General features: G+C 58.9%; 20 protein-coding genes. 8 read left to right on the top strand and 12 right to left on the bottom strand.

From position 1 onward, the window contains the following. Positions 1-268: 268 nt before the first annotated feature. From VGL70_13235 to VGL70_13225, 3 genes are all read right to left on the bottom strand, one after another. Positions 269-3,058, bottom strand: coding sequence for an ABC transporter permease (locus tag VGL70_13235; GenBank protein ID HEY3304489.1), 2,790 nt, complete (start codon positions 3,056-3,058; stop codon positions 269-271). Positions 3,059-3,249: 191 nt separating this feature from the next. After that, positions 3,250-3,969 (bottom strand): ABC transporter ATP-binding protein, encoded by a 720-nt coding sequence (locus VGL70_13230; protein HEY3304488.1) that lies wholly within the window; start codon positions 3,967-3,969, stop codon positions 3,250-3,252. A gap of 5 nt (positions 3,970-3,974) precedes the next feature. After that, the gene (locus VGL70_13225) at positions 3,975-5,873 is read right to left on the bottom strand and encodes an amidohydrolase family protein (GenBank protein HEY3304487.1); all 1,899 of its coding nucleotides are present in this window, start codon (positions 5,871-5,873) and stop codon (positions 3,975-3,977) included. Positions 5,874-6,037: 164 nt separating this feature from the next. Between VGL70_13225 and VGL70_13220 the strand changes: the two genes are divergently transcribed. From VGL70_13220 to VGL70_13195, 6 genes are all read left to right on the top strand, one after another. Further along, a complete protein-coding gene (locus VGL70_13220; protein HEY3304486.1) occupies positions 6,038-6,475 on the top strand; it encodes a rhodanese-like domain-containing protein in 438 nt (145 codons plus the stop codon). Next, on the top strand, positions 6,472-6,837 hold the full coding sequence (locus VGL70_13215) for a copper resistance protein CopC (GenBank protein HEY3304485.1): 366 nt from the start codon (positions 6,472-6,474) through the stop codon (positions 6,835-6,837). Before VGL70_13220 ends, VGL70_13215 begins: the two co-directional genes overlap by 4 nt. Before the next feature lie 2 nt (positions 6,838-6,839). Further along, positions 6,840-8,858, top strand: a complete 2,019-nt coding sequence (locus tag VGL70_13210) for a CopD family protein (GenBank protein ID HEY3304484.1) — start codon at positions 6,840-6,842, stop codon at positions 8,856-8,858. A 216-nt stretch (positions 8,859-9,074) separates the two neighbouring features. Then, positions 9,075-10,799, top strand: a complete 1,725-nt coding sequence (locus VGL70_13205) for an amidohydrolase family protein (protein ID HEY3304483.1) — start codon at positions 9,075-9,077, stop codon at positions 10,797-10,799. Next, positions 10,796-11,242: a rhodanese-like domain-containing protein gene (locus VGL70_13200; protein HEY3304482.1), complete on the top strand. Its 447-nt coding sequence runs from the start codon at positions 10,796-10,798 to the stop codon at positions 11,240-11,242. Before VGL70_13205 ends, VGL70_13200 begins: the two co-directional genes overlap by 4 nt. Then, positions 11,239-12,255, top strand: coding sequence for an ABC transporter substrate-binding protein (locus VGL70_13195; GenBank protein ID HEY3304481.1), 1,017 nt, complete (start codon positions 11,239-11,241; stop codon positions 12,253-12,255). Before VGL70_13200 ends, VGL70_13195 begins: the two co-directional genes overlap by 4 nt. Positions 12,256-12,378: 123 nt before the next feature. Here VGL70_13195 and VGL70_13190 read toward each other — a convergent pair whose 3' ends face one another. Continuing rightward, positions 12,379-13,362 (bottom strand): hypothetical protein, encoded by a 984-nt coding sequence (locus VGL70_13190; GenBank protein ID HEY3304480.1) that lies wholly within the window; start codon positions 13,360-13,362, stop codon positions 12,379-12,381. A 143-nt stretch (positions 13,363-13,505) separates the two neighbouring features. After that, positions 13,506-13,775, bottom strand: coding sequence for a hypothetical protein (locus tag VGL70_13185; protein ID HEY3304479.1), 270 nt, complete (start codon positions 13,773-13,775; stop codon positions 13,506-13,508). A gap of 68 nt (positions 13,776-13,843) precedes the next feature. On the opposite strand from VGL70_13185, the gene VGL70_13180 reads away from it, so the two are divergent. Further along, positions 13,844-14,530, top strand: coding sequence for a class II aldolase/adducin family protein (locus VGL70_13180; GenBank protein ID HEY3304478.1), 687 nt, complete (start codon positions 13,844-13,846; stop codon positions 14,528-14,530). Between the two features lie 84 nt (positions 14,531-14,614). Further along, positions 14,615-15,616 (top strand): inorganic phosphate transporter, encoded by a 1,002-nt coding sequence (locus tag VGL70_13175; GenBank protein ID HEY3304477.1) that lies wholly within the window; start codon positions 14,615-14,617, stop codon positions 15,614-15,616. A gap of 10 nt (positions 15,617-15,626) precedes the next feature. Here VGL70_13175 and VGL70_13170 read toward each other — a convergent pair whose 3' ends face one another. From VGL70_13170 to VGL70_13140, 7 genes are all read right to left on the bottom strand, one after another. Continuing rightward, positions 15,627-16,364 carry a carboxypeptidase regulatory-like domain-containing protein gene (locus tag VGL70_13170; protein HEY3304476.1) on the bottom strand — a complete coding sequence of 246 codons (738 nt, stop codon included), beginning with the start codon at positions 16,362-16,364 and terminating at the stop codon, positions 15,627-15,629. 51 nt (positions 16,365-16,415) lie between these two features. Then, complete coding sequence (locus VGL70_13165; protein ID HEY3304475.1) at positions 16,416-19,133, bottom strand: c-type cytochrome; 2,718 nt, start codon at positions 19,131-19,133, stop codon at positions 16,416-16,418. A 181-nt stretch (positions 19,134-19,314) separates the two neighbouring features. Beyond that, complete coding sequence (locus tag VGL70_13160; GenBank protein HEY3304474.1) at positions 19,315-19,482, bottom strand: hypothetical protein; 168 nt, start codon at positions 19,480-19,482, stop codon at positions 19,315-19,317. A gap of 7 nt (positions 19,483-19,489) precedes the next feature. After that, entirely contained in the window at positions 19,490-20,263 is a 774-nt protein-coding gene (locus VGL70_13155) for a cytochrome C (protein HEY3304473.1), read from the bottom strand. Positions 20,264-20,307: 44 nt separating this feature from the next. Then, entirely contained in the window at positions 20,308-21,087 is a 780-nt protein-coding gene (locus VGL70_13150; protein HEY3304472.1) for a cytochrome b N-terminal domain-containing protein, read from the bottom strand. 11 nt (positions 21,088-21,098) lie between these two features. Beyond that, entirely contained in the window at positions 21,099-21,626 is a 528-nt protein-coding gene (locus VGL70_13145; GenBank protein ID HEY3304471.1) for a Rieske 2Fe-2S domain-containing protein, read from the bottom strand. 7 nt (positions 21,627-21,633) lie between these two features. Next, on the bottom strand, positions 21,634-21,984 hold a 351-nt coding region (locus tag VGL70_13140; protein HEY3304470.1), incomplete at its 5' end, for a hypothetical protein.

The following is a 21,984-nucleotide window of genomic DNA, read 5'->3' as shown; positions in this document are numbered from 1 at the left end:
CATGGCAAGTCTGTCAAGTCCCTCCGAAATAGACGGGTCTTTCCTTTTATAGAGCGAAGCGGATTTTATTCAAGCGGGGTATGATTGGCAAGCTCCATCGCAAGCGTCCACCTGGGTGTTTCTTGAAGGGCCGATGCGCGGGACAAGGAGCATCAAGCATATGAAAGTGAGACTCTCAGCATTTTCGTTGAGTGTAGGACGGCTGTATCGCATCGGCCCGGAAAGAGACTCCCGGGTGGATCGATGCTGTCGGCGTTTTTCAGCACCCTCAGGTCTCGCTGAGGGCGACACGGGCAGACTTACGGTAGACCCTCAAGCTCAGGACCACCGCCGCGCAGGCAAAAAGCGCCAGGAGAGTCGCGGCCATGAAGATGCTCTGCGGCGACAAGAAGAAGCTGGGGCTGGCCACGATGGCCGGGGTGGCTTGCTGGGGAATCATCCAGATACGGTGCACGACGTTGAAGCCGGCGAAGAGACCCAGGAGAGAACCGAGCAGGCCACCCAGCAACGCGGGCATCAGCAGATCGGCGAGAGAGACGCCGACGAGATGGCGCGGCATGGCGCCCCTCAGGCGGAGGAGAGCGTAAATGCGCCGGCTCTCGGTAAAATTGATCGTCGAGATCGAGACCAGCGCCAGCAGCGCGATCAAGAAACCTCCCAGGACGTAAAGACGCATGTTCTCCTGCGACAGGGAGACGAACATGTCCCCCTTCATCTTTTTGACTTCCTGATCGAGCAGACGCAGCGGCGCGCCGGGAAGCAACGCGCGCACCTGCTGCTCGACCTTGGCCGTGGAGTAGCCCTCTTTGACTCTGATCAGTAAGATTACCCGCGAGACAAAGCCGCGCAGCTCGCGCGCGATCGGGTTTTGAACGTCGCTCACGACAAACGGATAGATGGCAAAGAGGTCGGTGATGTAGCTGAGATTGGTGGTGCCGGCCTCGCTGAAGGAGCGCAATGCGCCGGGCAGAGTGTTCACGACTCCGGTCACGGTGCTCGGCACCGGCTTCGGCATGAGCTCCAGCATGATGGGGTCGCCCGGCTTCGCTTTCAGCTCGTCCGCCACGTCCTTGGAGAGGACCACGCCCTCGGCGGCGCTGCGAATCGATTGGCGGAAGCCCGCATGCACACCGATCTCATTTTCATAGTAGCTGGTGTTGAGGTAAGCATCGGTGTCGAGGTAATAAATGACCGCGTTTTTCGGCAGTACGGCGGAAGTTATAAATTCATAGACCGGCGCCGCGGAACGCACTCCGTCGAGCCTGGCGATTTTCTCGATCAACGGTTTCACGCCCGCGATGGATTGAGCCAGGTCGGGTTTATTCTCCGCGCCGAAATCGGCCGGTTCGGCCATGACGTTTAAATCCGAGCCGACGCGCATCTTCACGGTCCTCAGCGTCGTGTCGGAAAAAATATCGAAGGCCGATTGCGGATAGAGCGTGGCGCTCAACACCAGCGCGGCGATCGCCATAATCGAGGCGACACGATGCGGCTTCAACTCGATGTTTCTTTGCGCCAGCTCGCTCATTCGACCGGCGGTGCGATGCATGACGGCGGAGAGCGCTTTAACGCGCGGCACCAGATAAGCCACGACGGATGCGAAGCCGTAAATAAACAGCGCGGGGGCGGAGAAGCTAACGACAAAATCGACGAAGCCGGCCTTGCCGGAGAATTTGAAAAGCCACGAGGCCAGGCCGTAAACGCCCAAGAGCAGCGACAGCAGCGGCAATACGCCGATCCGCGGCTGGATCGTGCCGGCTTCCGAGGAGGCGACGCGCGCGACCGCCTCGCGCGGGCCGATGGACTGGACGTAGCCGACCGCTCTTCGGCCTGCCAGCCAGGCCATGAAGACGCTCACCAGAACGTAGCCCAACAAGGTCGATGGATCCAGGATGACGCGGAACAGCTCGCCGATGCCGCCGCCGGTTTCCGGACGGCGCAGGGCGAGAAAGACCAGCGGCCCGAGAAAATAGCCCAACAGCCCGCCGAGGAGACCGCCGCAGATGATCGCGGCCTGCATGCAGTTGCCGAGGATTTTTCCCGGCGCGCCTCTCAGCCGCAGCAGGCCGAGGAGCCGCCTTTCGTTCAGCGCGACGAGACGGGCGATGCTCGAGCCAAAGATCCAGGTGACCCAGAGAAGCGGCGCGGAAATGAGGAGGCTCACCCAGCGGAGGAAGCCCGCGACCTCGACGCCTTTGGTGAAAAGCGCCAAGAGGTCGCTCTCGATGGCGATCCTGTAGGGCGCGCCGCGCTCGGAGAATTGCTCGACCAGAGATTGGATGCGGCCGAGCGAGCCCTGGAGATCCCAAAAGGAGAGCAGCTTGTCCCGTTGAATCGACGCGAGATAAGTTACGAAGGGAAGCCAGTAGCCGGCGGTCTGGGGATTTTTTTCAAAAAATCCGACAAACGCATCGACGACGTTTTTCATCTCTTCGGGCGAGACGACGATCAGAAAGGCGTTCGTTGGAAACGTCGGCGCGGAGCGGGGGCCGAGCTGGTTGACGCTCCATTTGAGGAGCTCCGCCCGCTGGATCTGTCCCAGCTCGGAGACTTTGAGATCGTAGAAAGGCTTTGCCCGGCCTCCCGCCTCTCCCGAAATGAAAATTTTTATCTCGCCGCCGCGCGCGATCGGTGCGAAAGGATAGCCGCCGTCGAGCATGACGATGGTCGCCTGCTTGCCGGACGGGGGAAAAAAGCCGGGCGGCATGAGATCGGGCGAGCTGCTGGCGAGAAAGAAGAGCCAGCTCATCGGCGCGCGCCGGCCGTCGATCTCCACCTCCATGGCTTTCTGAATGCCGATTTTTAGGAAAGTAAATGTCTCTACCTTGCGGATCGTCTCGTGGCCGGCGACGATGTCTCTAAAAACTTGCGCCTGGGACGGATCGGTCCCCATGAAGGCGCGGATGTCCCAGGGCACCTTGGCCACTTCGCCGGAGACATAGCTGCTGAGGCCGTAGAGCGAGGAGAGGTTGAGCGCCGAAAGCGTCGCCAAAGCGAGCAGCGTGGTGAGAAGCATGGCGCGAAAGCCGCGCGCGCCGACGAGCCAGAAAAACTTCATAGATCCCTCACCCTAACCCTCTCCCGCATCCGCCAGAGGCGGATCAGCCTCAGGCTAAAGCGGGCGAGGGAACCGATTCTCACGGTTGTCCTCCGAAAGCGAGCCCGCCGCACTGAGCGATGAGCCTCCATCCTTAAACAGATTCCGTCACCCTCGCCCAGAGGGAGAGGGTAGGGATGAGGGTTTTCAAGTTAACCCCCGTTCAGCCTCCCGTCCTCCATGTGATAGACCTTGTGAACTTTGTCGGCGACTTTGGAATCGTGTGTGGCCATCAGGACGGTCTTGCCGTATCTCTCGGCCAGCGAGACCAGGAGGTCGGTGACGACGATAGTGTTCTTGCTGTCGAGGTTGCCGGTGGGCTCGTCGGCGAGAAGCAGCGGCGGATCGTTCGCCAGCGCCACAGCGATCGCGACGCGCTGTTGCTCGCCCCCGCTCATTTCGTCGGGCCGCTTGCCGGCTTTGTCCTTGAGACCCACCAACTCCAGAAGCGCGCGCGCCCTCTCCTTGCGCTCGGCCGCGGACACGCCGGCGATCATCAACGGCAGCGCGACGTTCTCCTCGGCCGTCAAAATCGGGATCAAATTGAAGAGCTGAAAGATGTAGCCGGTCTTTTTCAGGCGATACTGCTCCAGCTCTCTTTCGGAGAGTGAGTTGATGATCGTCGGGCCCTTGGGCTCCTTCAAGCGAATCTCGCCGCCGCTCGGTACGTCCACTCCTCCCAAGAGGTTGAAGAACGTCGTCTTGCCGCAGCCGCTCGGGCCCATGACGGCGACGGCCTGACCGGCCGCGACCCCGAGATCGAGTCCTCGAAGCACCAGCGCCTCGATGTCGCCGGTTTTGTAAACCTTGGTGAGTCCGGAGACTTCGATCTCGGCGCCGCCCGATGAGAAAAGTCCGTCCTGTCCCGCCATCTCTTCTATTCGCCCCCTGTCTTTCTGAGGATGCGGTTCACGTCCCAGCCGCGCTCGAATTCCCTGGCCCGTCGATCGTCCGCGCCGGCATCGGGCCCCAGGATGTCCGCCTTGATGTTCTGCGCCTTGGCGAAGTCCTTGTGGGCGTAGACCATCTTGCCGCCGATCATGGTCAGAAGCGGCTGCATCTCTTTCAGTTGTTCGGCCGGGACTTTCATGATGTCGCGATCCCAGACGACGATGTCCGCCCACTTCCCCGTTTCGATCGAGCCGAGTTCTTTCTCTTTAAGGACGTAGCGCGCGGCCCAACGGGTGGAGAGGAGGAGAAACGTCTCGCGGTCCAGCTTTTCTTCAGGGGCGTAGACTTTGTCCTTGGAGTCCGGACCGGCGCCGGTCAAGTCGGCCCACATGGAGATGCCGGGCGTGCGCATCGATTCGTTGACGACTTGAAGACCCGCCTTGAGCATTTTGTTCGTGGGTATGGCCCACTCCCGCGCGACTTTTTCTCCATGCATAACCGCGGTCTCGAAGCGTCGGGGTCCGGCCTCCTGTCCCGCGTAGCAGCTCATCATGATGCCGAGCTTCTTGATGCGCGGCCAATCTTTGGGGTTGACCATGCCGCAGTGGTCCATGGTCCATTTAAGCTCGGATAGAGGCCGGCCGCGCTCTTTTTCGATCTGCTCGGCGAGATCGAGAAAAGCGGAAGTCGCCGCGTCGCCCTCGCTGTGCATGCCGGTGATTCTCAGACCCAGCTTGCCGATCGCCATGATCGCGTCGCGGTGATTGAACAGCTCCGGTTTTTTTATTTTGCATTCGCCGTAGGGGCCCCAGGGGGTTTTACGCTGCTGCGGGATCGAGGTGCAGTGCCGGCCCTCGCGGATCGACAGCGAGCCGTCGAGGCTCCCCGGCAGCACGCCGATCATCCAGATCATCTCGCTGCCGTGGCCGATCGGGGCGGTAAGCTTCAAAAAATAATCTTCCGGATGGGGAATATCGCGCGCGTTGGTGTCGGAGTAGGCGAGCCGGTGAATCATCTTTCCCTGGCGGTCGAGGTGGAGATAGCCGTCGAGCTCGAAAGAGAAGATGCGCGTCGAGACCGTCGTAACGCCCATGCTTACCTGCGCCACCATCTGCTTGGCGTAGGGGTCCGCGAGCACGCCGCCGAAATATTTCTGCCGCGGGAGAAAGGTCCACTCGATGATTCCGTCCGCGTAAGAGTCTTCGACGATGAGTCCGGTGTAGATTCCCTTGGCGTCCTTGACCAAGCCGGTGAGCCCCTCGGGAAAGCGCGCCAGGATCATCTCCAGCGCCTTGGTGTTGATAACGAGGTTGTCCTCGACGCCCTTCTTCAGGAGGAAGACCGGATTATTGGCGGAGACGGTGTCGAGGTCCCAGCGGGTCGTGTCCTTCAAAGCCTGCGTCCAGCGGGTGTCGATCCTGACGTAAACCGGCTCGCCGGCTTTGTATTTGGCGACGGCCTCCTTCAGTTGTTTCAATCCGACCGCTTTGCTGTCCCACTCGACCGACGGCACGTAGAGGTCCTTGGGCAAAAAATCGCGCATCGCCGAGTCCTGCATGTGCTTGTGCGTCTCGATCAGTCCCGGCGTCGCCACTTTTCCGGCCAGGTTGATTTTCCGCGTCGCCGGTCCGGCGAGTTTGAGGACGTCCGGGTCCTTGCCGACCCGGATGATGGTCTTGTCCCGTATGGCCACGGCCTGGGCCACGGTGAAGCTCTTGTCGTCTTTGTCCATGGTGAGGATCTTGCCGTTGTAGAGAATCGTCTGCGGATACTGGACCAGCGGGTCCGCGGCCGGCTTGGCCTGGGAGTAAGCTCGCTCGGCGTGAAAAAATAACAGCCCGACCAAGATCGCCGGCAAGATAAATTTTGTTCTCCGTCTATCCATAACGCTTGCCTCCCTTCTCTTCTTTGCCTGGTTGAATCGAACGCGATCTTAGTTTTGCATGCGAAGTTTTGTCAAGGCCTTTCGCGCCTATTGTGAAACCCAATGGCCGCCGGTTTTGCCATTGATCCTTGACGACAAAAACCGTTTCGCAGTATTCAATCGTCGTGCTTCGTTCAACCGACCGCCGCGCGCCTTACGCCCTGCTGCTGACATGTCTAGGCTTGCTGTTTTGGCCCGCCTCGGCCGGCGCGGAGCACGATCAGGACGCGCTCATCGCCTATACCCTGACTCCCGAGCGCGCCAAACTTTTTCTCGACGTCGGCGAGAAAGTTATTTTTATCGATCTGCGGCCGGCGACGGAATTTCGCAAGAAGAGATTGCCCGGCGCCCGCTCGGTCCCCAAGTCGGACTTGGAAAAGCAGTTCGGCAAGATCCCGCGCGCCGGCCGGGTCATCATCTATTGCGATTGCCCGGCGAAAGAGATCGACGCCGCGTACGCCTTTCTCGAAGCCAAGGGATACCGCAACGTGAGCGTGATGGAAGAGGGATTTGCCGGCTGGGTGAAACGGAAATATCCGGTTGAGAGCGGTCTCATAAATTGAATCGAATCCGGCTGAGCTTCATTTGTCTCCTATTGCTTTTCCCGTCGATGGGTTTTGCCCACGCCTACCTGGTAAAATCCATCCCCGCCGGCCGCGCCACGCTGCTGCATTCGCCGTCGAGAATCCAACTCTGGTTCAACGAAAGGCTGGAGCCGCGCTTCTCGAAAGCTTCCGTCGTCGATGCGGGAGGGACGCCGGTCGATCTCGGCGACGCTAAAGTAGCTGAAGAAGATCCGAAGCAACTCTCCATCGGCGTCAAGTCGCTTCCTCCGGGGAAATACGTCGTGCGCTTCCGCGTCCTCTCCGTGGACGGCCACACAGTGGAGCAGGATTTTCCGTTTACGATCCGGGAGAGCCGGTAATTGTGACCACCCTCGCCGCCGCCATTAGGTTTGTCCACCTCGCAGCGCTGTCGCTGCTCATCGGAAGTTTCGCCTTCGATTATTTTGTCGAGCGTCCGGCCTTGACGAAAACGGGCGGCGAGCAACCGGCCAAGGTTGAAGCTTTAGAGCGATTTCGGCGCGGGCTCGTCAGGTGGAGCCTTCTCGCCGCTTTCCTCGTCGGCCTGGCTGGCTTTTTTATTCAGACCGCTTCGGTCACGGGGTCTCTCACACCGGCCGCTATCTGGGGAGTCCTCATCGGCACGCAATCCGGGATGGTCTGGGTTTTTCGCGCCGGCCTGATGCTTTTGCTGGCGGCGCTGCTTTATTTTCCGCGAGAGAAAAACAATTCAAAGTACTTAAACAACAGCGTGCTGGTTATCGCCATGGTTATTGTCATGGCGCAAGCATTTTCCGGACACGCCGCTGCGGGAGAGGGAGGGAAGCTCGCTGTCCAACTTGTAGCTGATAGCCTGCACGCGCTCGCCGCGAGTGTTTGGCTCGGCGGACTGGTTTCGTTCGCGTTTTTTCTTGTTTGGTTGCGGCGAGCCGACGAGCAGTGGAGCAAAGATGTAGGGAAAGAAGCGACTCGCCGCTTCTCAGTTCTCGGCTTAGCGAGCGTTGGCATTCTCGTCGTCACCGGACTTTTCAACGCATGGAACCTCGTGGGCGCCGTACCCCCGCTGGTAGGAACAACTTACGGTAAGCTCCTGCTGGCAAAGCTCGGCCTGCTTCTGCCGCTGATCGTGATCGCGGCCATCAATCTATTGGAGTTAAAACCGGCTATTCTTTCCATGACGACGCGGCGCGGCCTCGAGCAATCGAAGAATCTTTTCCGTCGACTCAAACGGAACGTTGTCGCCGAAGCGAGTCTGGGAGCGTGCATCCTCCTGATCGTCGGCGCGATGAGCGTAACGCCTCCCGCACGCCATATTCAGCCATCGTGGCCGTTCTCCTCTCGCTGGAATTGGAGCGCGGTTGAAAAAAATCCCAAGATTCGCTCCGAGGTCGCACTGGGAAATTGGCTGGCCGCCACGGGATTCATTGGAGTTTGCTTTGCTTTGGTCCGCCGCCGCAAGCGTTACTGGTTGGCGGGCGCGGGACTGGCCGCTTCCGCCTATGGCGGGATCGTCGTCTCTTCCGCACTGTCGATCGACGCCTATCCGACGACGTACGGCAGACCTTCCGTGCCCTATCAGGCGATCTCCGTCGCCAACGGGCTGCGCCTTTACCAGGAGAGCTGCGCGACCTGCCACGGGATTTCCGGATACGGAGACGGCCCCAGCGGCAAAGAATTGAAGCCGAAGCCGGCGGCGGACTTGACCGCCAAGCACACGGCCGACCACACGGTTGGAGATCTTTTTTGGTGGCTCAACCACGGCATCAAAGAAACGGCCATGCCCGGATTTCACCAGAGTCTGAGCGAAGAAGAGATTTGGGACTTGATCAATTTTCTCCGAACTCTCTCAGCGGCCGAGCAGGCCCGCTCCATGGCTCCTCTGGCGGAGCGCCCATGGCTGGTCGCGCCGGATTTCGTTTACGGAACCGCGCAGGTGGAGGGCGAGGCGCTCAAGGACCGCAGAGGACGGAATATCGTTTTGCTCGTGCTCTTCGCGGAGCGATCAAAGACACGGCTGGAAGAGCTGGCCCAGGCCTACGAAAAGCTCCGCAGCCTTGGAGTCGAAGTGCTGGCGATACCTCGAGAACAAGAACAGCGGACCCATCCATCCGTCGGTCTTCTGCCCGTCGTGACGGACGGCGGTCAGGAAATATTTGCCACGTACGCTCTCTTCCGGCGGAGCTTTTCCGCCGACGGAACGCTTCCCGATCCGCCGATCCCCGGGCACGTGGAATTTCTCATCGACCGCCAGGGATACGTGCGCGCGCGCTGGATACAGGGCGAGGATATCGGCTGGTCGAAGATGGAAAATCTTTTGCAAGAAATTGACGGGCTGAACAAAGAAAAACCCTCGGCGCCCGCGCCGGACGATCATGTGCACTGAGGGAACCGGCAACGTGCTTGACTCCGACTCCACCGGCATAGTACACGGCTCAAGCGCATGCAACAGGAATGAACTTCATGTCATCGAAAACCCTCACCCCTTCCCTCTCCCTCTGGGAGAGGGCGAGAGTGAGGGAATTGTCTGAGCTGAAATTCATCGCTTAGTGCTCATGACCGCGCTTCGACGAAACAACATTCCGAACCGAAGGAGATTCCCATGACGCAAAGGGTTCTTCTGGCGCTACTCGTTTTCTTCGTCGGCCAGGCGTCGGCGCAGACTCTCCCGCCGGAGATCGTCCGCTACGCCGACATGATCCTGCACAACGGCAAGATCGTCACCGTCGATGACAAGTTCAGGATCGTCCAGGCGCTCGCCGTGCGTGACGGAAAAATTCTCAAGGTGGGAGCGGACAAAGCAATCCTTGCTCTGGCGGGCCCCAAGACCAGAAGAATCAATTTGTCGGGGCGGACCGTCATTCCCGGCCTGATCGATACGCATTCGCATCTCCACGAATATTCCCTCGACCGCTTCGCCCGCGAGATGAATCCGAGGCTCGTCGAGACCAGCATCGCGGGGCGCACCGAGGAGGAGTTGCTCGAGCGCATCGGGGAGCTGGCGCAGAAGACCAAGCCCGGCGAGTGGCTGATCGCGCGCATCCGGCCGCGCGCCGTCGCCGACGGCTTCGTCATCAACAAGACGCGCTTCGACCTCGACAAGGTCGTCCCCAACAACCCGGCCGTCATCCACGTCACCGACACCAAAGCGATGACCAACAGCAAAGCGCTGGCGGAGCTGCTCAAACGGTACGATGCCAAATTGTTGGATTTGCCCAAGGACGCGAAGGGCGAATTCACCGGGCGGATCGGCTCCGGCGTGAGCCTCATCTTCGACGAAGAGATCATTCCCAAGCCCAAGCCGGAGGAGCTGGCGCCGATCTATCTGAGAGAGCTTCAACTGTGGGGCGCGGCCGGCATCACGACCTGGTCTTCTTCGCTGGGATCGGAAGCGATCTCCGCGTTCAACTATATGGAGAGCAAAGGCCAACTGCCGCTTCGCGTCGCCTACACCAACGAGGCCGGCTACCGCGACAACGTCTACGCCGAAAACTACGTCAAGCGCTCCGGCAATCTCATCGGCCACGGCACCGACCGCATGTGGCTGATCGGCGTCTCCGCCGGCTCGAGCGACTCTTCCTATCCCGGCGTCTGCACGACGCTGTCGCCCGATCCTAAAATCAAGGCGCGCGAGGACTGCCGGCTGACGCTGGACAACGTGCGCGGGCGCGCCGTCTACGAGGCGGTCAAGGCCGGCTTAAGAATTTCCGGCACGCACAACGCGGGCGACAAGGCGGTCGATGTCCTCCTCGACATCATCGAGAAGGCGAGCCAGGAGGCGGGATTGGCGCTGGAGCAAGTGCGGGAGAAAAAGCACGTGCTCGACCATTGCACCATGGTCCCGCGGCCGGACCAGATCGAACGCGCGAAAAAGTTCGGCATCATGTGGAGCTGCGCGCCCAAGTATCTGCTGCGCGCCGACCGGGTCGCACGCGATTACGGCGAAGCGACCGCGCACAACTGGGTGGTCCCGGTAAAAAGCATTCTCGACGCCGGCGGCAGGGTGACGTGGGAGCAGGACGATCCCGACCTTGGAATCAAACCGTTCTCCGGTTTTTATGCGTTGATCAGCCGCAAAGACGAAAACGGCAAAGTCTGGGGCGCGAAAAACGCCGTGGACCGGAAGACGGTGCTCCTGATGGCGACGCGTTGGGCTTCGGAGTACGTGCTGCGGGAAAACCTTCTCGGCTCGCTGGAGACCGGCAAGTGGGCGGATATCGTCGTTCTCAACAAAGATTTCCTCACCGTCCCGGAAGCCGAGATCCCCGGCATCAAGAGCGTCGCCACGATCGTAGGAGGAAAGATTATTCACAGCGAGCTGCCATGATCGCAGTCGCGTCCGGGAGCGTCGGCGCGGCGCTTTGTTGGAGACCGCTTGGCGCGCTGGTTTGTCTTACCCTGTGGCTGACACCCGCGGCGCATGCAGGGCACGACGACGAGTTCATTCCGACCATCCCCGCCGAGCGGGTTAAAGCCCTGCTAGATAGCGGCGAGAAAATTATCTTCATCGATCTGCGTCCGCCGAGCGAATTCCAAAAGGGTCGGCTGCCCGGAGCGCGCTCGATTCCCGTCGGGGAGTTGCAAAAAAGATCCGCCGAAGTGCCGCAGTCGGGGCGGGTGGTCCTCTATTGCGGCTGCCCGCCCGGAGGCGTAGACGAATCCTACGCTTACCTCGCGCTTCGAGGGAAGGGCTACCGGAACGCGATCGTCCTCGAAGAAGGGTTCGCGGGTTGGGTCAAGAAAAAATATCCGACGGAGGCCGGCCGATGAAGCGCTTCATCATCACAATCGTTATGTCCATGATCGCAATGCTGTCGTCCGGCACGGGCGCTTGGGCGCAGAAAAGTCTCACGGCGGTGCGCCTCGGCATCGCCGGCATCAGCGGCACGAACAGCCATCCCTACGTGGACAAACAGCTCGGCCTTTATCAAAAGCACAACATCGACCTGGAGCTGATCGCGTTCCAGGGCGGCACCCAGTTGATCCAGGCCATGCTCGCGGGCGATCTGCCCCTGGCGTTCTCCGAAGGCGTCACGGTCCTCGCGAGCAATATCAAGGGCGTGAATCTTCTCTTCATCGGCGGAATCGTCAATACGTTTCCCTTCACGATCCTGACGAAAGCGGAGATAAAAACGCCGGCCGAGCTGCGGGGCAAAAAAATCGCCATCAGCCGCTTCGGCTCTTCCTCGGACGTCGCGGTGCGGCACGCCGTCGAACGTTACGACTTGAAGCCGGAGAAGGACGTGGTGATTCTTCAGGTCGGCGGCCAGAGCGAGCGCTTCGCGGCGCTCCGGGCGGGCGTCGTGGACGCGGCGATCGTCAGCCCGCCGTTCAATCTCGTCGGCCGCCGGCTCGGCTTCAACGATTTGATCGATATGTCGGAGTCGGGAGTCGCCTATTCGCACCAGCAGATCGTCGCCCGAAAAGATTTTCTCGAACGCCAGCCCGAACTGGTCCTGCGCTTTCTCAGGGGCACAATCGAGGGTTTGGCCTACTGGAAAGATCCGTCGAAGAAGGACGTCGTTACGCAAAACATCGCCAAGTTTTTGAAATTAGACGCGCAAAAAGACAAGGACCAGCTCGACGAAACCTTCCGCTATTACGGGAAAGTCTTTCCGACGAAGCCGTATCCCACGTTGGAAGGTCTGGAGCTCTCGGCGTCCATGCTGAAGAAGGCACGCCCGGACGCGAAGGACTTGCAGCCGAAAGATTCCCTGACGAACCGTTTCATCGCCGAGCTGGAAAAGGAAGGTTTCCTGGCAAAAGTCTTCGGCGGACGCTGACGTTAAAAATTTCGCGATTTTCGTAGTACTGGGGGATTTACTCGCGCCAAGACGCCAAGAACGCAAAGTAAAAATAATTTTTTCTTGGCAGCCCTCGCCTTTGCGCGAGACTATAACCTAGAATCACCAATCTTCCTTCTCGAACTTCATGCCGCTCGTCTCGGCCGCGTACTTGATGTCTTCCATCGACCACGGGTTGCCGCAGGTGACAACGACCGTGCTCGACGGGTCGAACCGGTCGCGGAGCGATTCGCGCGAAAACTTTTTCGGCAGGGCCGGCTTGACGGTTTTTTCCAACGCCGCCTTCGCCTTCGCGGTGTCTCCGCCTTTCGCCGCGATCTCCTGCAAGTCCTGCTCTTCTTTGATCGGCATGCCCAATAGATAGCGCAGCACGTTGTTTGCGCGCCCCGTGCCAAGCTTGGGATCGCCGAGATCGCGCTGGGTCGGCCGGCTGACGGTCGGCACGTAGACGAAATCGAAGCGCTCGGCCGCTTCGAGCGCCAACAAGTCTTGATAGTAATCCAACTCTTCGTAAGTCCGGTTGGTGTGGAGCAGCGTGTACTTGACGGAATCGGTCTTGCCCGATTTCGCCTCAAAGTCGATCTGCTTCACCATCGAGATAAACGGCGCCAATCCGGTCCCGGTGCCGACCAGGATGACGTTCTTAAAACCCGCGGCGCGCTTGTCGAGCGTGAAGTCGCCGGCGATCTTTTCGTAGTAGACCATCTTGTCGTCGCCGCCCGGCTTCATCCGAAACATGGACTCGGTGAGCCGCCCCGGCACGACGCCGTCCATTTCGAGAATGACGTAGAATTCGAGCCAGCCGTTTTGCTCGGTCTCGAACGGCGCCGAGGAAATCGAATAAGAATGGGTGACCGCCCCGCGCTTCGGCTTTCCCTGATCGTCGAGGACGATTGCGTATTCGACTTTTCCGCCGTCCTTGACGATTTTCTTCGTCAACCTGCAGTCGTTCCGCTGCAGCGCCATGTACTGCCCGGCCTTGTAGCCGGGAAACTTGCTATCGGCCTGGGGCATCATGCGAAAGATCGCCAGCACGTCCGAAGAATATTTCCAGTCGGTTACGGTTCCGATCTTCTTATCAGCCATCGCACTACCCAGCTTTCATATTTTCCAGTTTGAGTTTCGAGTTTAATCTGAACCCCGAAAACGCGAAATCTGAAACTGTCTTTTGGAGAATCGTGGCCCAAAGCCCGGAGTGCCGGACCACTCGGCAAGATCAGATGGGAATTCTATTGAAGCTCCTTCGTTCCTTCGAATTCGGGTTCGGTGCCCCTCGAGTCTTTGTGCGTGAAGGAGACAAGCTCCCACAACTCCCCTTCGGCGGGCCCCTTGAGGATATAAAAGTTTCCGTCGTCGCCCAACACGCGATAATAGCTTCCCTGCGGGCTGTACCAACGATCCATGATATCGTCGATCTTGATGGAACGCCCGCCCAGGATAAACCTGACCGGCCTTTCTTCGCCTGTGGAAACGATATCGGTATCTACTTTGACCTGCATGTCGACTCTTTCGCGCACGTTACGAATGCTATATATACAACAAACTTTCTTCAATTCAAGGGAAACGAATGAAAAAGAGGATTTTCGATTTAAAAAAGAACCTGGTTGTAGCGTGTAGAATACTCTCGCAAGAAGAACTCGTCCGCGGCTTCGGCCACGTGAGCGCCCGCATCCCCGGCACGGACCTGTTTCTGCTGACGCCGCGCGTTAGTCTCGCCCTCGTGAAGGAAAAGGACCTGTTGACGCTGGATCTCCATGGCAAGGTCGTCGCGGGGAAATCGGCGGCGCCGTTCGAGGCGGCGCTGCACGCGGCGATCTTCCAAAAAAGAGTTGAGGTGCAGGCGATCGCGCGCATCCATGCCCGCAAGGCCAACTATTTCTCGGTCACGGACAGGAAAATCGAACCGGTTCACAATCACGGCAGCTTTTTCCACGGCGGCGTGCCGCTTTTTTCCCAGACCCCATTGATCTCGACTCCGGCACTCGGCGCGGAGGTCGCGGAAACTCTCGGACAAAATCCGGCGGTGCTCTTGAGGGGCAACGGTCAGGTCACCGTGGGAAGGACGATTCCCGAAGCCGTGATGATGGCGATTTATTTGGAAGAGGCCGCGGACATGCTTTACGGCGCGCTGCAGATCGGCGCGCCAGTGTTTCTTGGCTCAGAAGAATCGGTCTTGGGAAAGAAAGAAACGCTGCCTCCGGTGGATCTCGAGCGCGCGTGGAACTACTACAAGAACAAAATATACCGCAAGTAACAGGACCAAACGGTCTGTTTCGTTGATACTGTAGAATTTTAATGCTAGCGTAGCCCGACCTAGAAAAATAGTTTTGATGACACCATGGATCTCGGTCTCGCCGCTCTTGTCTTTCTCGCTTTAGCCTTCGACTTTATCAACGGCTTTCACGATGCGGCCAATTCGATCGCGACCGTCGTGTCTACGAGGGTTCTTTCGCCTCGGTATGCCGTCGTTTGGGCCGCCTTTTTCAATTTTATCGCCTTTCTCGTTTTTGAACTACACGTCGCCAACACCGTAGGAAAGGGCATCGTCGACCCCGCCATTGTCGATCGGCACGTCATTGCAGCTACGTTGATTGGTGCTTCTGCGTGGGACCTCATCACGTGGTATTGGGGGCTGCCGACCAGTTCATCGCATGCGCTGATGGGAGGTTTTATCGGAGCCGCGCTGGTTAAAGCTGGCACTGGGTCCCTGGTGTGGGCAGGCGTCATAAAGACAACAATCTTCATGGTACTCGCGCCAATTATCGGAATGATCCTAGGATTGCTGTTGGGCGTGATAGTTTACCGGTTATTTCAGCATCAGGCTCCAGGTCGCGTAGACGGGCTATTTCGCAAAGGTCAACTGATTTCCGCTGCATTATACAGCCTAGGGCACGGCGGAAACGACGCGCAGAAAACGATGGGAATCATCACGGTGCTGTTATTCTCAGCGGGTGTATTAGGTGGGAAGTTCCACGTTCCCTTGTGGGTCGTCCTCTCTTGTCATGCGGCCATGGGCCTCGGAACTCTCTTCGGAGGGTGGAGGATTGTCAAAACGATGGGTCAGAAGATTGTCAAACTAAAACCGGTTGACGGATTTTGTGCGGAAACTGGAGGAGCCTTGACGCTTTTTACCACGGGGGCGCTCGGAATCCCCGTGAGCACGACTCACACGATTACAGGATCGATTGTAGGGATCGGATCTCTGAAGCGTCTCACGGCGGTGAGATGGGGAGTGGCCGGCCGTATCGTCTGGGCCTGGATTTTCACGATCCCTGCGTCGGCCGCCATCGCCGCCGTGTCTTACTGGTTGACATCGGGTATCTGGCCGGTCACTCCCTGAGAAAAATTCTCTACTTTTTCCCCATCTCGAAATTGACCTTGGCGTCTTCTTTGGCTTTGACCGTTACCTTCTGAGTCACCGGCTTCGTTTTAGCCGCTTCGTTGGCTAGAGTCTCGTGCCAAACCTGGACCGTGTAGGTTCCGGGCGGCACGTCGGTCAGCTTGAAGCTGCCGCTGTTGTCGGTGACGGCGACGTAGGGACTTTCCGTCGCGACGAGCCAGCCGCTCATCCAGCCGTGCACGTCGCACTTGATGTTGATGATCTCCGGCTTGTCGATTTTCTGTTCCATCGTCTTCTTGAACTTCGGCTGGGCTACGTTGAACGGCGTATTCACCTTGCTGTAGGAGTGAATGTTGTGCAGGATGCCGTCGGGATTGCCGATCTCCAGCGTGCTGCCGGCGGGGAAGGCCAGAACGTGCGGGTGATATTCGCACTCTTTCTGATCCAGTTTCACCTTCTTCTGCTCGATCTTCTTGCCGCTCTTGATGTCGGTGATCGAAACCACGGCGTTGACCAGGTTGCCGCCCGAGACGATGAGAGACGGATCGGTCTTGGCGCTTTTGCCGCAGACTTCTTTGTCCTTGCTGACCTCGAGCTTTTTCGGCGCCGGGGCCGTGCCCGCGAATTTGACCGTGCCCGAAATGCTTCCGCCATCTTTCACGTCGCCGCCCGTATAAGCTGACAGATAAGACGGCGAAAGCGCCAGCAACGTGACCAGCGTCGATGCCAATAGATTAACTTTCTTCATACCCCCTCCTTAACACTTAGATGATAAAGCATAGCAACTTATTCAACTTCTTCAACGCGATGCGACTTTTCCTTTCGGCGCCGGCTTCGCAGGCGCCTTTTCTACCGACGGGCCGGGGCCGCCCTTTCCAAGGGACATAATATAGTCTCTCAGCGCTTCGATTTGGCGGTCGTCCTTGCCGCCGAGGATATTGTCCGGCCCGCCGGGGAAGAACGACGGCATCTTGGTTCCCGGCTGAACTTTTTGCGGGTCTTGCAACCACTTGAGTATCCAGGTCGGGCTCAGACGGCTTCGGGCCAAAGTGAGATCGGGCGCCCAGCCTTCCACCGGCCCTTCGGGCTTTCTGTCGCCCTGCTGATGGCAGCTAAAGCAGTTGAAATAATCTTTCGTGATGAGGACGCGCGCCGCGTCGAGATGTTCTCGGGGTATTTTCCGCTCGTCGAAGTAGGCGTATGGAATTTCCACTTTGGACAGGCCGTTGAAGTAACCGACTAGTTGATTGACCTCGGCGTCGTTCAACTGGAACGTGGGCATGCGGAGCTTGAGCCACGGACGGAGACCGATAGGCTCTTTGATGAAGCCGAAGAGCCAGGGCGATTGAACTTTCTCGCCTTCGCCGTTGAGCACCGGCGGCGCCAACGCGGGATTCTCCTCGTAGTAGCGGCGGATGAAGCCGCCTCTCTTTTCGATCTCGTGACAGCCGACGCAGTTGTACTGCTGCATCAGCCTGCGGCCTTCGACGACCTGGACGACTCTTTGACCGCGCTCGGCCATATAGCGCGCGGGGACTTTCCGATCCTGAAAGCCGGCGAGCAAGGTCCTAAGCGCCTTGATGTCCTCGTCGGCCAGATCGAACTGCGGCATGACCTGCTCGACGCGCTCGGTCGCGTAGGTGCGCGGCGTCTTGAGCTTGTTGGTGGTCCAGTCGTCCCAGGTGTTCGGGATATCGGTGTGGTTGCCGAAAAATAATTCTTCGAGCTTCTTCGAGCCGAAGGTCGTCAGCTCGACGCCGATGCGCGACTCTTTTTCCATGCCCTGAATATCGTGGCAGCCGAAGCAGCCGTACTTCCGCGTCAACGATTCGCCGCGTTTGATGTTCTTGGCGTCGGCGAGCTTCTCCGCGATGCCGGCGATCGGCTCGGTTGTCGCGCCGAGAGTCATCAGATAACCGGTAATCGCCGCCGCTTCCGCATCCGTTAGGCGGAGACTCGGCATGTGGGTCTGCGGGAAGTAGTCGCGCGGATTTTTGATCCAGTAGTAGGTCCAGCGCGCGCCGACTTTGCCGGCGACGTCCTTTAAATTGGGCACGAGATCTTTTTCTTTCCCGACGGTGGTGCTAAATTCTCCCTCGGCGAAGCCGTGGCAGCCCTTGCAGCCGATCGATTCGACCAGCGTCTTGCCTTGGGCCGCAAGACTCTTGTCGCCGTCGCGGACACCGGCGGGCATGGGATGCTCCTGCAGCCACTTGTCTCCTTCTTCTTTGGCGAGCGACCAGAGAAAAGCGGCGATCGCCACCGCCTCGTCCTGCTTGAATTCGAAGTTCGGCATCCGCGTGCGCGGACGGAATTTGTGCGGGTTCTCGATCCAGCGCACCATCCAGCTCGGATCGACCTTGGCGCTGATGCGCTTCAAGCTGGGGCCGATTTTCGGAATGTCTTCGTAGCCCTTGACGAGATGGCAGCCGGTGCAGCCGATCTGCTCGAAGATTCTCTGCCCTTGCGCGGCCAAAGGCGCGTCTTCGAGCGCCTGCACGTTGAGATGGCAGGACGTGCAGCTCGATTGAACCTTGGGCCCGCGAAGCAGCGGATGTTCCCAGTAATTGTGTTCGCCGGGCGGGGTTTCTCCGTGCGCTTTCATGGCGCCGCTCACGGCCGGCCCCTGCCCGTCGTGGCAGCCCGTGCATCCGAACTTGTCCGGCGGATGGGCGTTGTCGGCGAGCAGGACTTCGCGGCGCGGATGCGTGCGGTAGGGCTGCGGGTCGTTTTCGAATCCGGGACGGTTGATCGCCGTATGACAGGTCTGGCAGCGATCGACGCGGGCGATCGGCTGGTCGAACGTATTGCGGTCGAACTCGTTCAGCACGACCTGGCGTATGTTGGGAATTTTATAAAGAGGGATGGGCCCAAGCTGGACGAGGGTGGCGTTCTGGATCGTCGTCAGCCATTTATCGCGCTCGGCGGTCTTTTTGGCCAGCTCGTTCTCCAGATCCTTGATGCCCGCGTTGATCTTCTTGATCTCGTCTTTGATCCGTTCCTTCTCCTGGCGCGCCTTTTCGACTTCCGGATCGAGCTTGGCCTTGCGCCCTTCCAGCTCGCGGATGGTTTCTTCATAGGGCTTGGTGGATCTTCCCTGCTGCAGCGCGTGGTCGTGCTCGTACCACGCCTCTTCCAACTCGCTCTTGATGAACTTGACTTTCTGGTCGAGATCGCCAAAGCGAACCGTGGCGCTTTTTTCCTGGCTCTCCAGCGCCCTCAGCTTTTTGGATAATTCGCCCTTCTCCAAGCTCTCCTGCTCGGCTTTGAGCTTTTTTACCAGCTCCTGGTAGGCGGGATCGGCCTGGAGCTTCTTGTCCTCTTCAGCGTAGGCCGCTTTGGCTTTTTGGTAATCCAGCCGGTAGAAATTCGCCTGATATCTCTTCCACGGCCGGCGCGTGATGTTGTCGTCCCAAAACGACCATAGAGTGGCGACGACGAGCAGCGCGCTGCCAAGCAGGAACACGCTGCCGTAAGATTTCTTTTCCTCTTTTTCGTCAACGCCGCGAACCGCCATCGTCGTTACCTTCGATTGAATTCCCAACCCTCCGTTCACCCTTCGACAAGCCCGTCCTGAGCCAAGTCGAAGGGCTCAGGGCGAACGGGGAGTGTTAAAATGGGTGAAGATTTTCCGTTCGTGCTGAGCCTGCCTGTCCTGAGCAAAGCCGAAGGGTCGAAGCACGAAAACCGATTTTTTGTTACGCCGTCCTTCTCTCGAGCGCCCGGCCGAGCGAGAAAAGCCCGACCCCGACGAGCGTCAGCACGATCTCATCGGCCATCGAGCGGCCCTGATTGATAGCCACGAAAAGCGCATACCCGACATCCGCAATTCCCAGGGCCTGGAAAGTTTTAGCGACGTAGAACATCGGGGGATCAGATATTGATCCACTTCGTGGCGAGGATGTACTTAACGTTAAGGGCGAGCCGCAGGAACATCTTCACGGGAAGCGCGAGCATCGTGACCATGAGAAAGGCGGTGATCCCAAAGCGCACGGGTCCCCACCGCTCCATGAACTCCTTCCCTTTGACCCGGAGCACCCAGTAATAGAAGAGCGCCATACCGACGATGAAATAAGCGACGACACAAAACAGCCCGAACGCCGCGGACCAGTAGTAATCCCGGAAGCCCACCAGATACGGAAGATCCACGTTGGTCAAAGCCTGGACCTTGTGCGGATCCCAGTGCTCCCACGGCCAGAACAGGTTCCAGCCGGGGCCGCGAAAGAAGGTCCCGATTATGATCATGCTCACCCAGAGAATATGGAAGCCGAAAAAGAAGGTGAGGATTTCGTACTTCCGGTCCTTAAACGTGTAGTAGCCGTTCCCGGCCGGATTGATGTCGATAAAAGGAATCACCATCAGGCCGATGATGATGAGCGTCGGCAGGACGACCCCGGCGTGCCACGGATCGTAGTAAACCAACATCTCCTGCAAGCCGAGGAAGTACCAGGGCGCCTTCGACGGGTTGGGCGTGCGCGTGGGGTTGGCCGGCTCCTCGAGCGGAGCATCGAGGAGCAGCGCCCACAGCGTGAGTACGACCACGACGAAGATCGTGACCAGGAACTCCCCGCGCACGAGATGGGGCCAGGTGTGGATCTTGTCGTCGACCGACGCGGGTTTTTTCTTTTCTTGGGCCTCGTCCGCCATTTTTAACCCTCAACCCTGGAACCTTTTAACCCTGCAACCTTCCTTTAGAGCGACGGGCCGGAAAATCCGTCGCGCCGGATGCGCCAGAAATGAACCGCCATCAAGAGGCTGGCCACGAGCGGAATGAAGATGCAGTGCAGGATATAGAAGCGCAGCAACGTGTGCGGTCCGATCTCTCCGCCGCCGAAGAGAAACGCACGCGCGTCATAAACGGGATTTGCACCGACAAACTCGTGAAACGGTCCTTCGTGTCCGAGGAGCGGCGAGGCGCGCGCCATATTGGAACCGACCGTGACCGCCCAGATCGAGAGCTGGTCCCACGGCAGCAGATACCCGGTGAAGCTCAGCAAAAGCGTCAGCACCAGCAACAGCACGCCGACGATCCAGTTGAACTCGCGCGGCGGCTTGTAGGAACCGGTGAGAAAGACGCGGAACATGTGCAGCCAGACGAAAACGACCATCGCGTGCGCCGCCCAGCGGTGCATGTTGCGCATCAGCATGCCGAAGGGCATGTCTTGTTCCAGGTACTGCATGTCGGCGAAGGCGTACTCCCCCACGGGCCGGTAATAAAACATCAGATAGATACCGGTGACGACGGTCATGAGAAACATGAGAAACGTGAGCCCGCCCATGCACCAGGTAAAGCGCATTCTGACGCCGTGACGGCGCACTTTCGCCGGATGGAGGTGGAGCCATACGTTCGCCGTGACCATGAGCACCCGGTTCCGCGGCGTGTCCTCGTAACCGTGGCGGAAGATCGCTTTCCAGACATGGCTCTCGACGATGTCTTTTTTTACTTCTTCCAGTTTGTCTTTAAGCGCCATAGCCGTTCCGTTTAGACCTTGAGAATGCTTTCCGGATGCTGCTCGTTGGGCTCGGGTCCCGCCTCCATGCGCAAGATCTTGCTCTTATCGACCACGAGCTGCCCGTCGTCGCCGACCGTGACCTTCAGTCGATCCAACGGGCGCGGCGCCGGCCCTTCGAAGTTGAGCCCCGACTTGTAGAAGCCGCTGCCGTGGCACGGGCACTTGAACTTGTTTTCCGCCGCGAGCCAGCGCGGGGTGCATCCAAGATGCGTGCACTTGGCGAAGACCGCATAGATGCCGTCTTCCTCGCGCACGATCCAGACGCGCTGTTCTTGCTTGTATTTCTCGCTGACCTCGCCGATGGCATAGTCGGAGGGCAAACCGGCTTTGAACGTCGCCGGCGGCTGGAAAAGAACGCGGGGAAACGCGGAGCGGATAAAGCCGACCAGGCTGAACAGGCCGAAGATGCCGAAACCGCTCCAGCCCAAACGGGTGAAGAAATCGCGCCGCGACCAGATGCCTCTCTTGACCTCGGTTTTTTTTACGTCGTCGGCCATAGCCGCCCTAACGTTTGAGCCAGCTCAAGATCCCGCCCCATACGACGAAGATCACGCCAAATAACATGAGCGTGAGCCCTACGGGTCCGAAAACAAAAGACAGCCCCGTTCCCAGCGCAAAGATGAGAACGCCGGTTCCCAGCGGATTGAAGGGACGAATCGTTCCATCGGTTTTTTGTTCGCTCTCGCCCCTCTCGAATATCTCCTCGCGGATGAGAGTAAAGGCGAGATCTTTGAGATCTTCTCTTTTTTCAGGTTCGGCACTCTGGATCAGGCGGCCAATCTCCTGCGCTAGCCGCTCGACTTCCTGCTCGCGCGCTTGATGGCCGTTGGAAGAATCGGAAGCCATCGAGATTAG

This window comes from Candidatus Binatia bacterium (assembly GCA_036504975.1).
Taxonomy (GTDB): Bacteria; Desulfobacterota; Binatia; order UBA9968; family UBA9968; genus JAJPJQ01.
This window is presented reverse-complemented; position numbering and strand designations above follow the sequence as displayed.

What these genes read in the sequence shown, in the direction of transcription:
- VGL70_13180 (HEY3304478.1), top strand. Translation starts at nt 13,844, where the DNA reads ATGAAAAAGAGGATTTTCGATTTAAAAAAGAACCTGGTTGTAGCGTGT.
- VGL70_13165 (HEY3304475.1), bottom strand. Translation starts at nt 19,133, where the DNA reads ATGGCGGTTCGCGGCGTTGACGAAAAAGAGGAAAAGAAATCTTACGGC.
- VGL70_13190 (HEY3304480.1), bottom strand. Translation starts at nt 13,362, where the DNA reads ATGGCTGATAAGAAGATCGGAACCGTAACCGACTGGAAATATTCTTCG.
- VGL70_13230 (HEY3304488.1), bottom strand. Translation starts at nt 3,969, where the DNA reads ATGGCGGGACAGGACGGACTTTTCTCATCGGGCGGCGCCGAGATCGAA.
- VGL70_13195 (HEY3304481.1), top strand. Translation starts at nt 11,239, where the DNA reads ATGAAGCGCTTCATCATCACAATCGTTATGTCCATGATCGCAATGCTG.
- VGL70_13235 (HEY3304489.1), bottom strand. Translation starts at nt 3,058, where the DNA reads ATGAAGTTTTTCTGGCTCGTCGGCGCGCGCGGCTTTCGCGCCATGCTT.
- VGL70_13145 (HEY3304471.1), bottom strand. Translation starts at nt 21,626, where the DNA reads ATGGCCGACGACGTAAAAAAAACCGAGGTCAAGAGAGGCATCTGGTCG.
- VGL70_13150 (HEY3304472.1), bottom strand. Translation starts at nt 21,087, where the DNA reads ATGGCGCTTAAAGACAAACTGGAAGAAGTAAAAAAAGACATCGTCGAG.
- VGL70_13170 (HEY3304476.1), bottom strand. Translation starts at nt 16,364, where the DNA reads ATGAAGAAAGTTAATCTATTGGCATCGACGCTGGTCACGTTGCTGGCG.
- VGL70_13185 (HEY3304479.1), bottom strand. Translation starts at nt 13,775, where the DNA reads ATGCAGGTCAAAGTAGATACCGATATCGTTTCCACAGGCGAAGAAAGG.
- VGL70_13205 (HEY3304483.1), top strand. Translation starts at nt 9,075, where the DNA reads ATGACGCAAAGGGTTCTTCTGGCGCTACTCGTTTTCTTCGTCGGCCAG.
- VGL70_13160 (HEY3304474.1), bottom strand. Translation starts at nt 19,482, where the DNA reads ATGTTCTACGTCGCTAAAACTTTCCAGGCCCTGGGAATTGCGGATGTC.
- VGL70_13225 (HEY3304487.1), bottom strand. Translation starts at nt 5,873, where the DNA reads ATGGATAGACGGAGAACAAAATTTATCTTGCCGGCGATCTTGGTCGGG.
- VGL70_13200 (HEY3304482.1), top strand. Translation starts at nt 10,796, where the DNA reads ATGATCGCAGTCGCGTCCGGGAGCGTCGGCGCGGCGCTTTGTTGGAGA.
- VGL70_13155 (HEY3304473.1), bottom strand. Translation starts at nt 20,263, where the DNA reads ATGGCGGACGAGGCCCAAGAAAAGAAAAAACCCGCGTCGGTCGACGAC.
- VGL70_13175 (HEY3304477.1), top strand. Translation starts at nt 14,615, where the DNA reads ATGGATCTCGGTCTCGCCGCTCTTGTCTTTCTCGCTTTAGCCTTCGAC.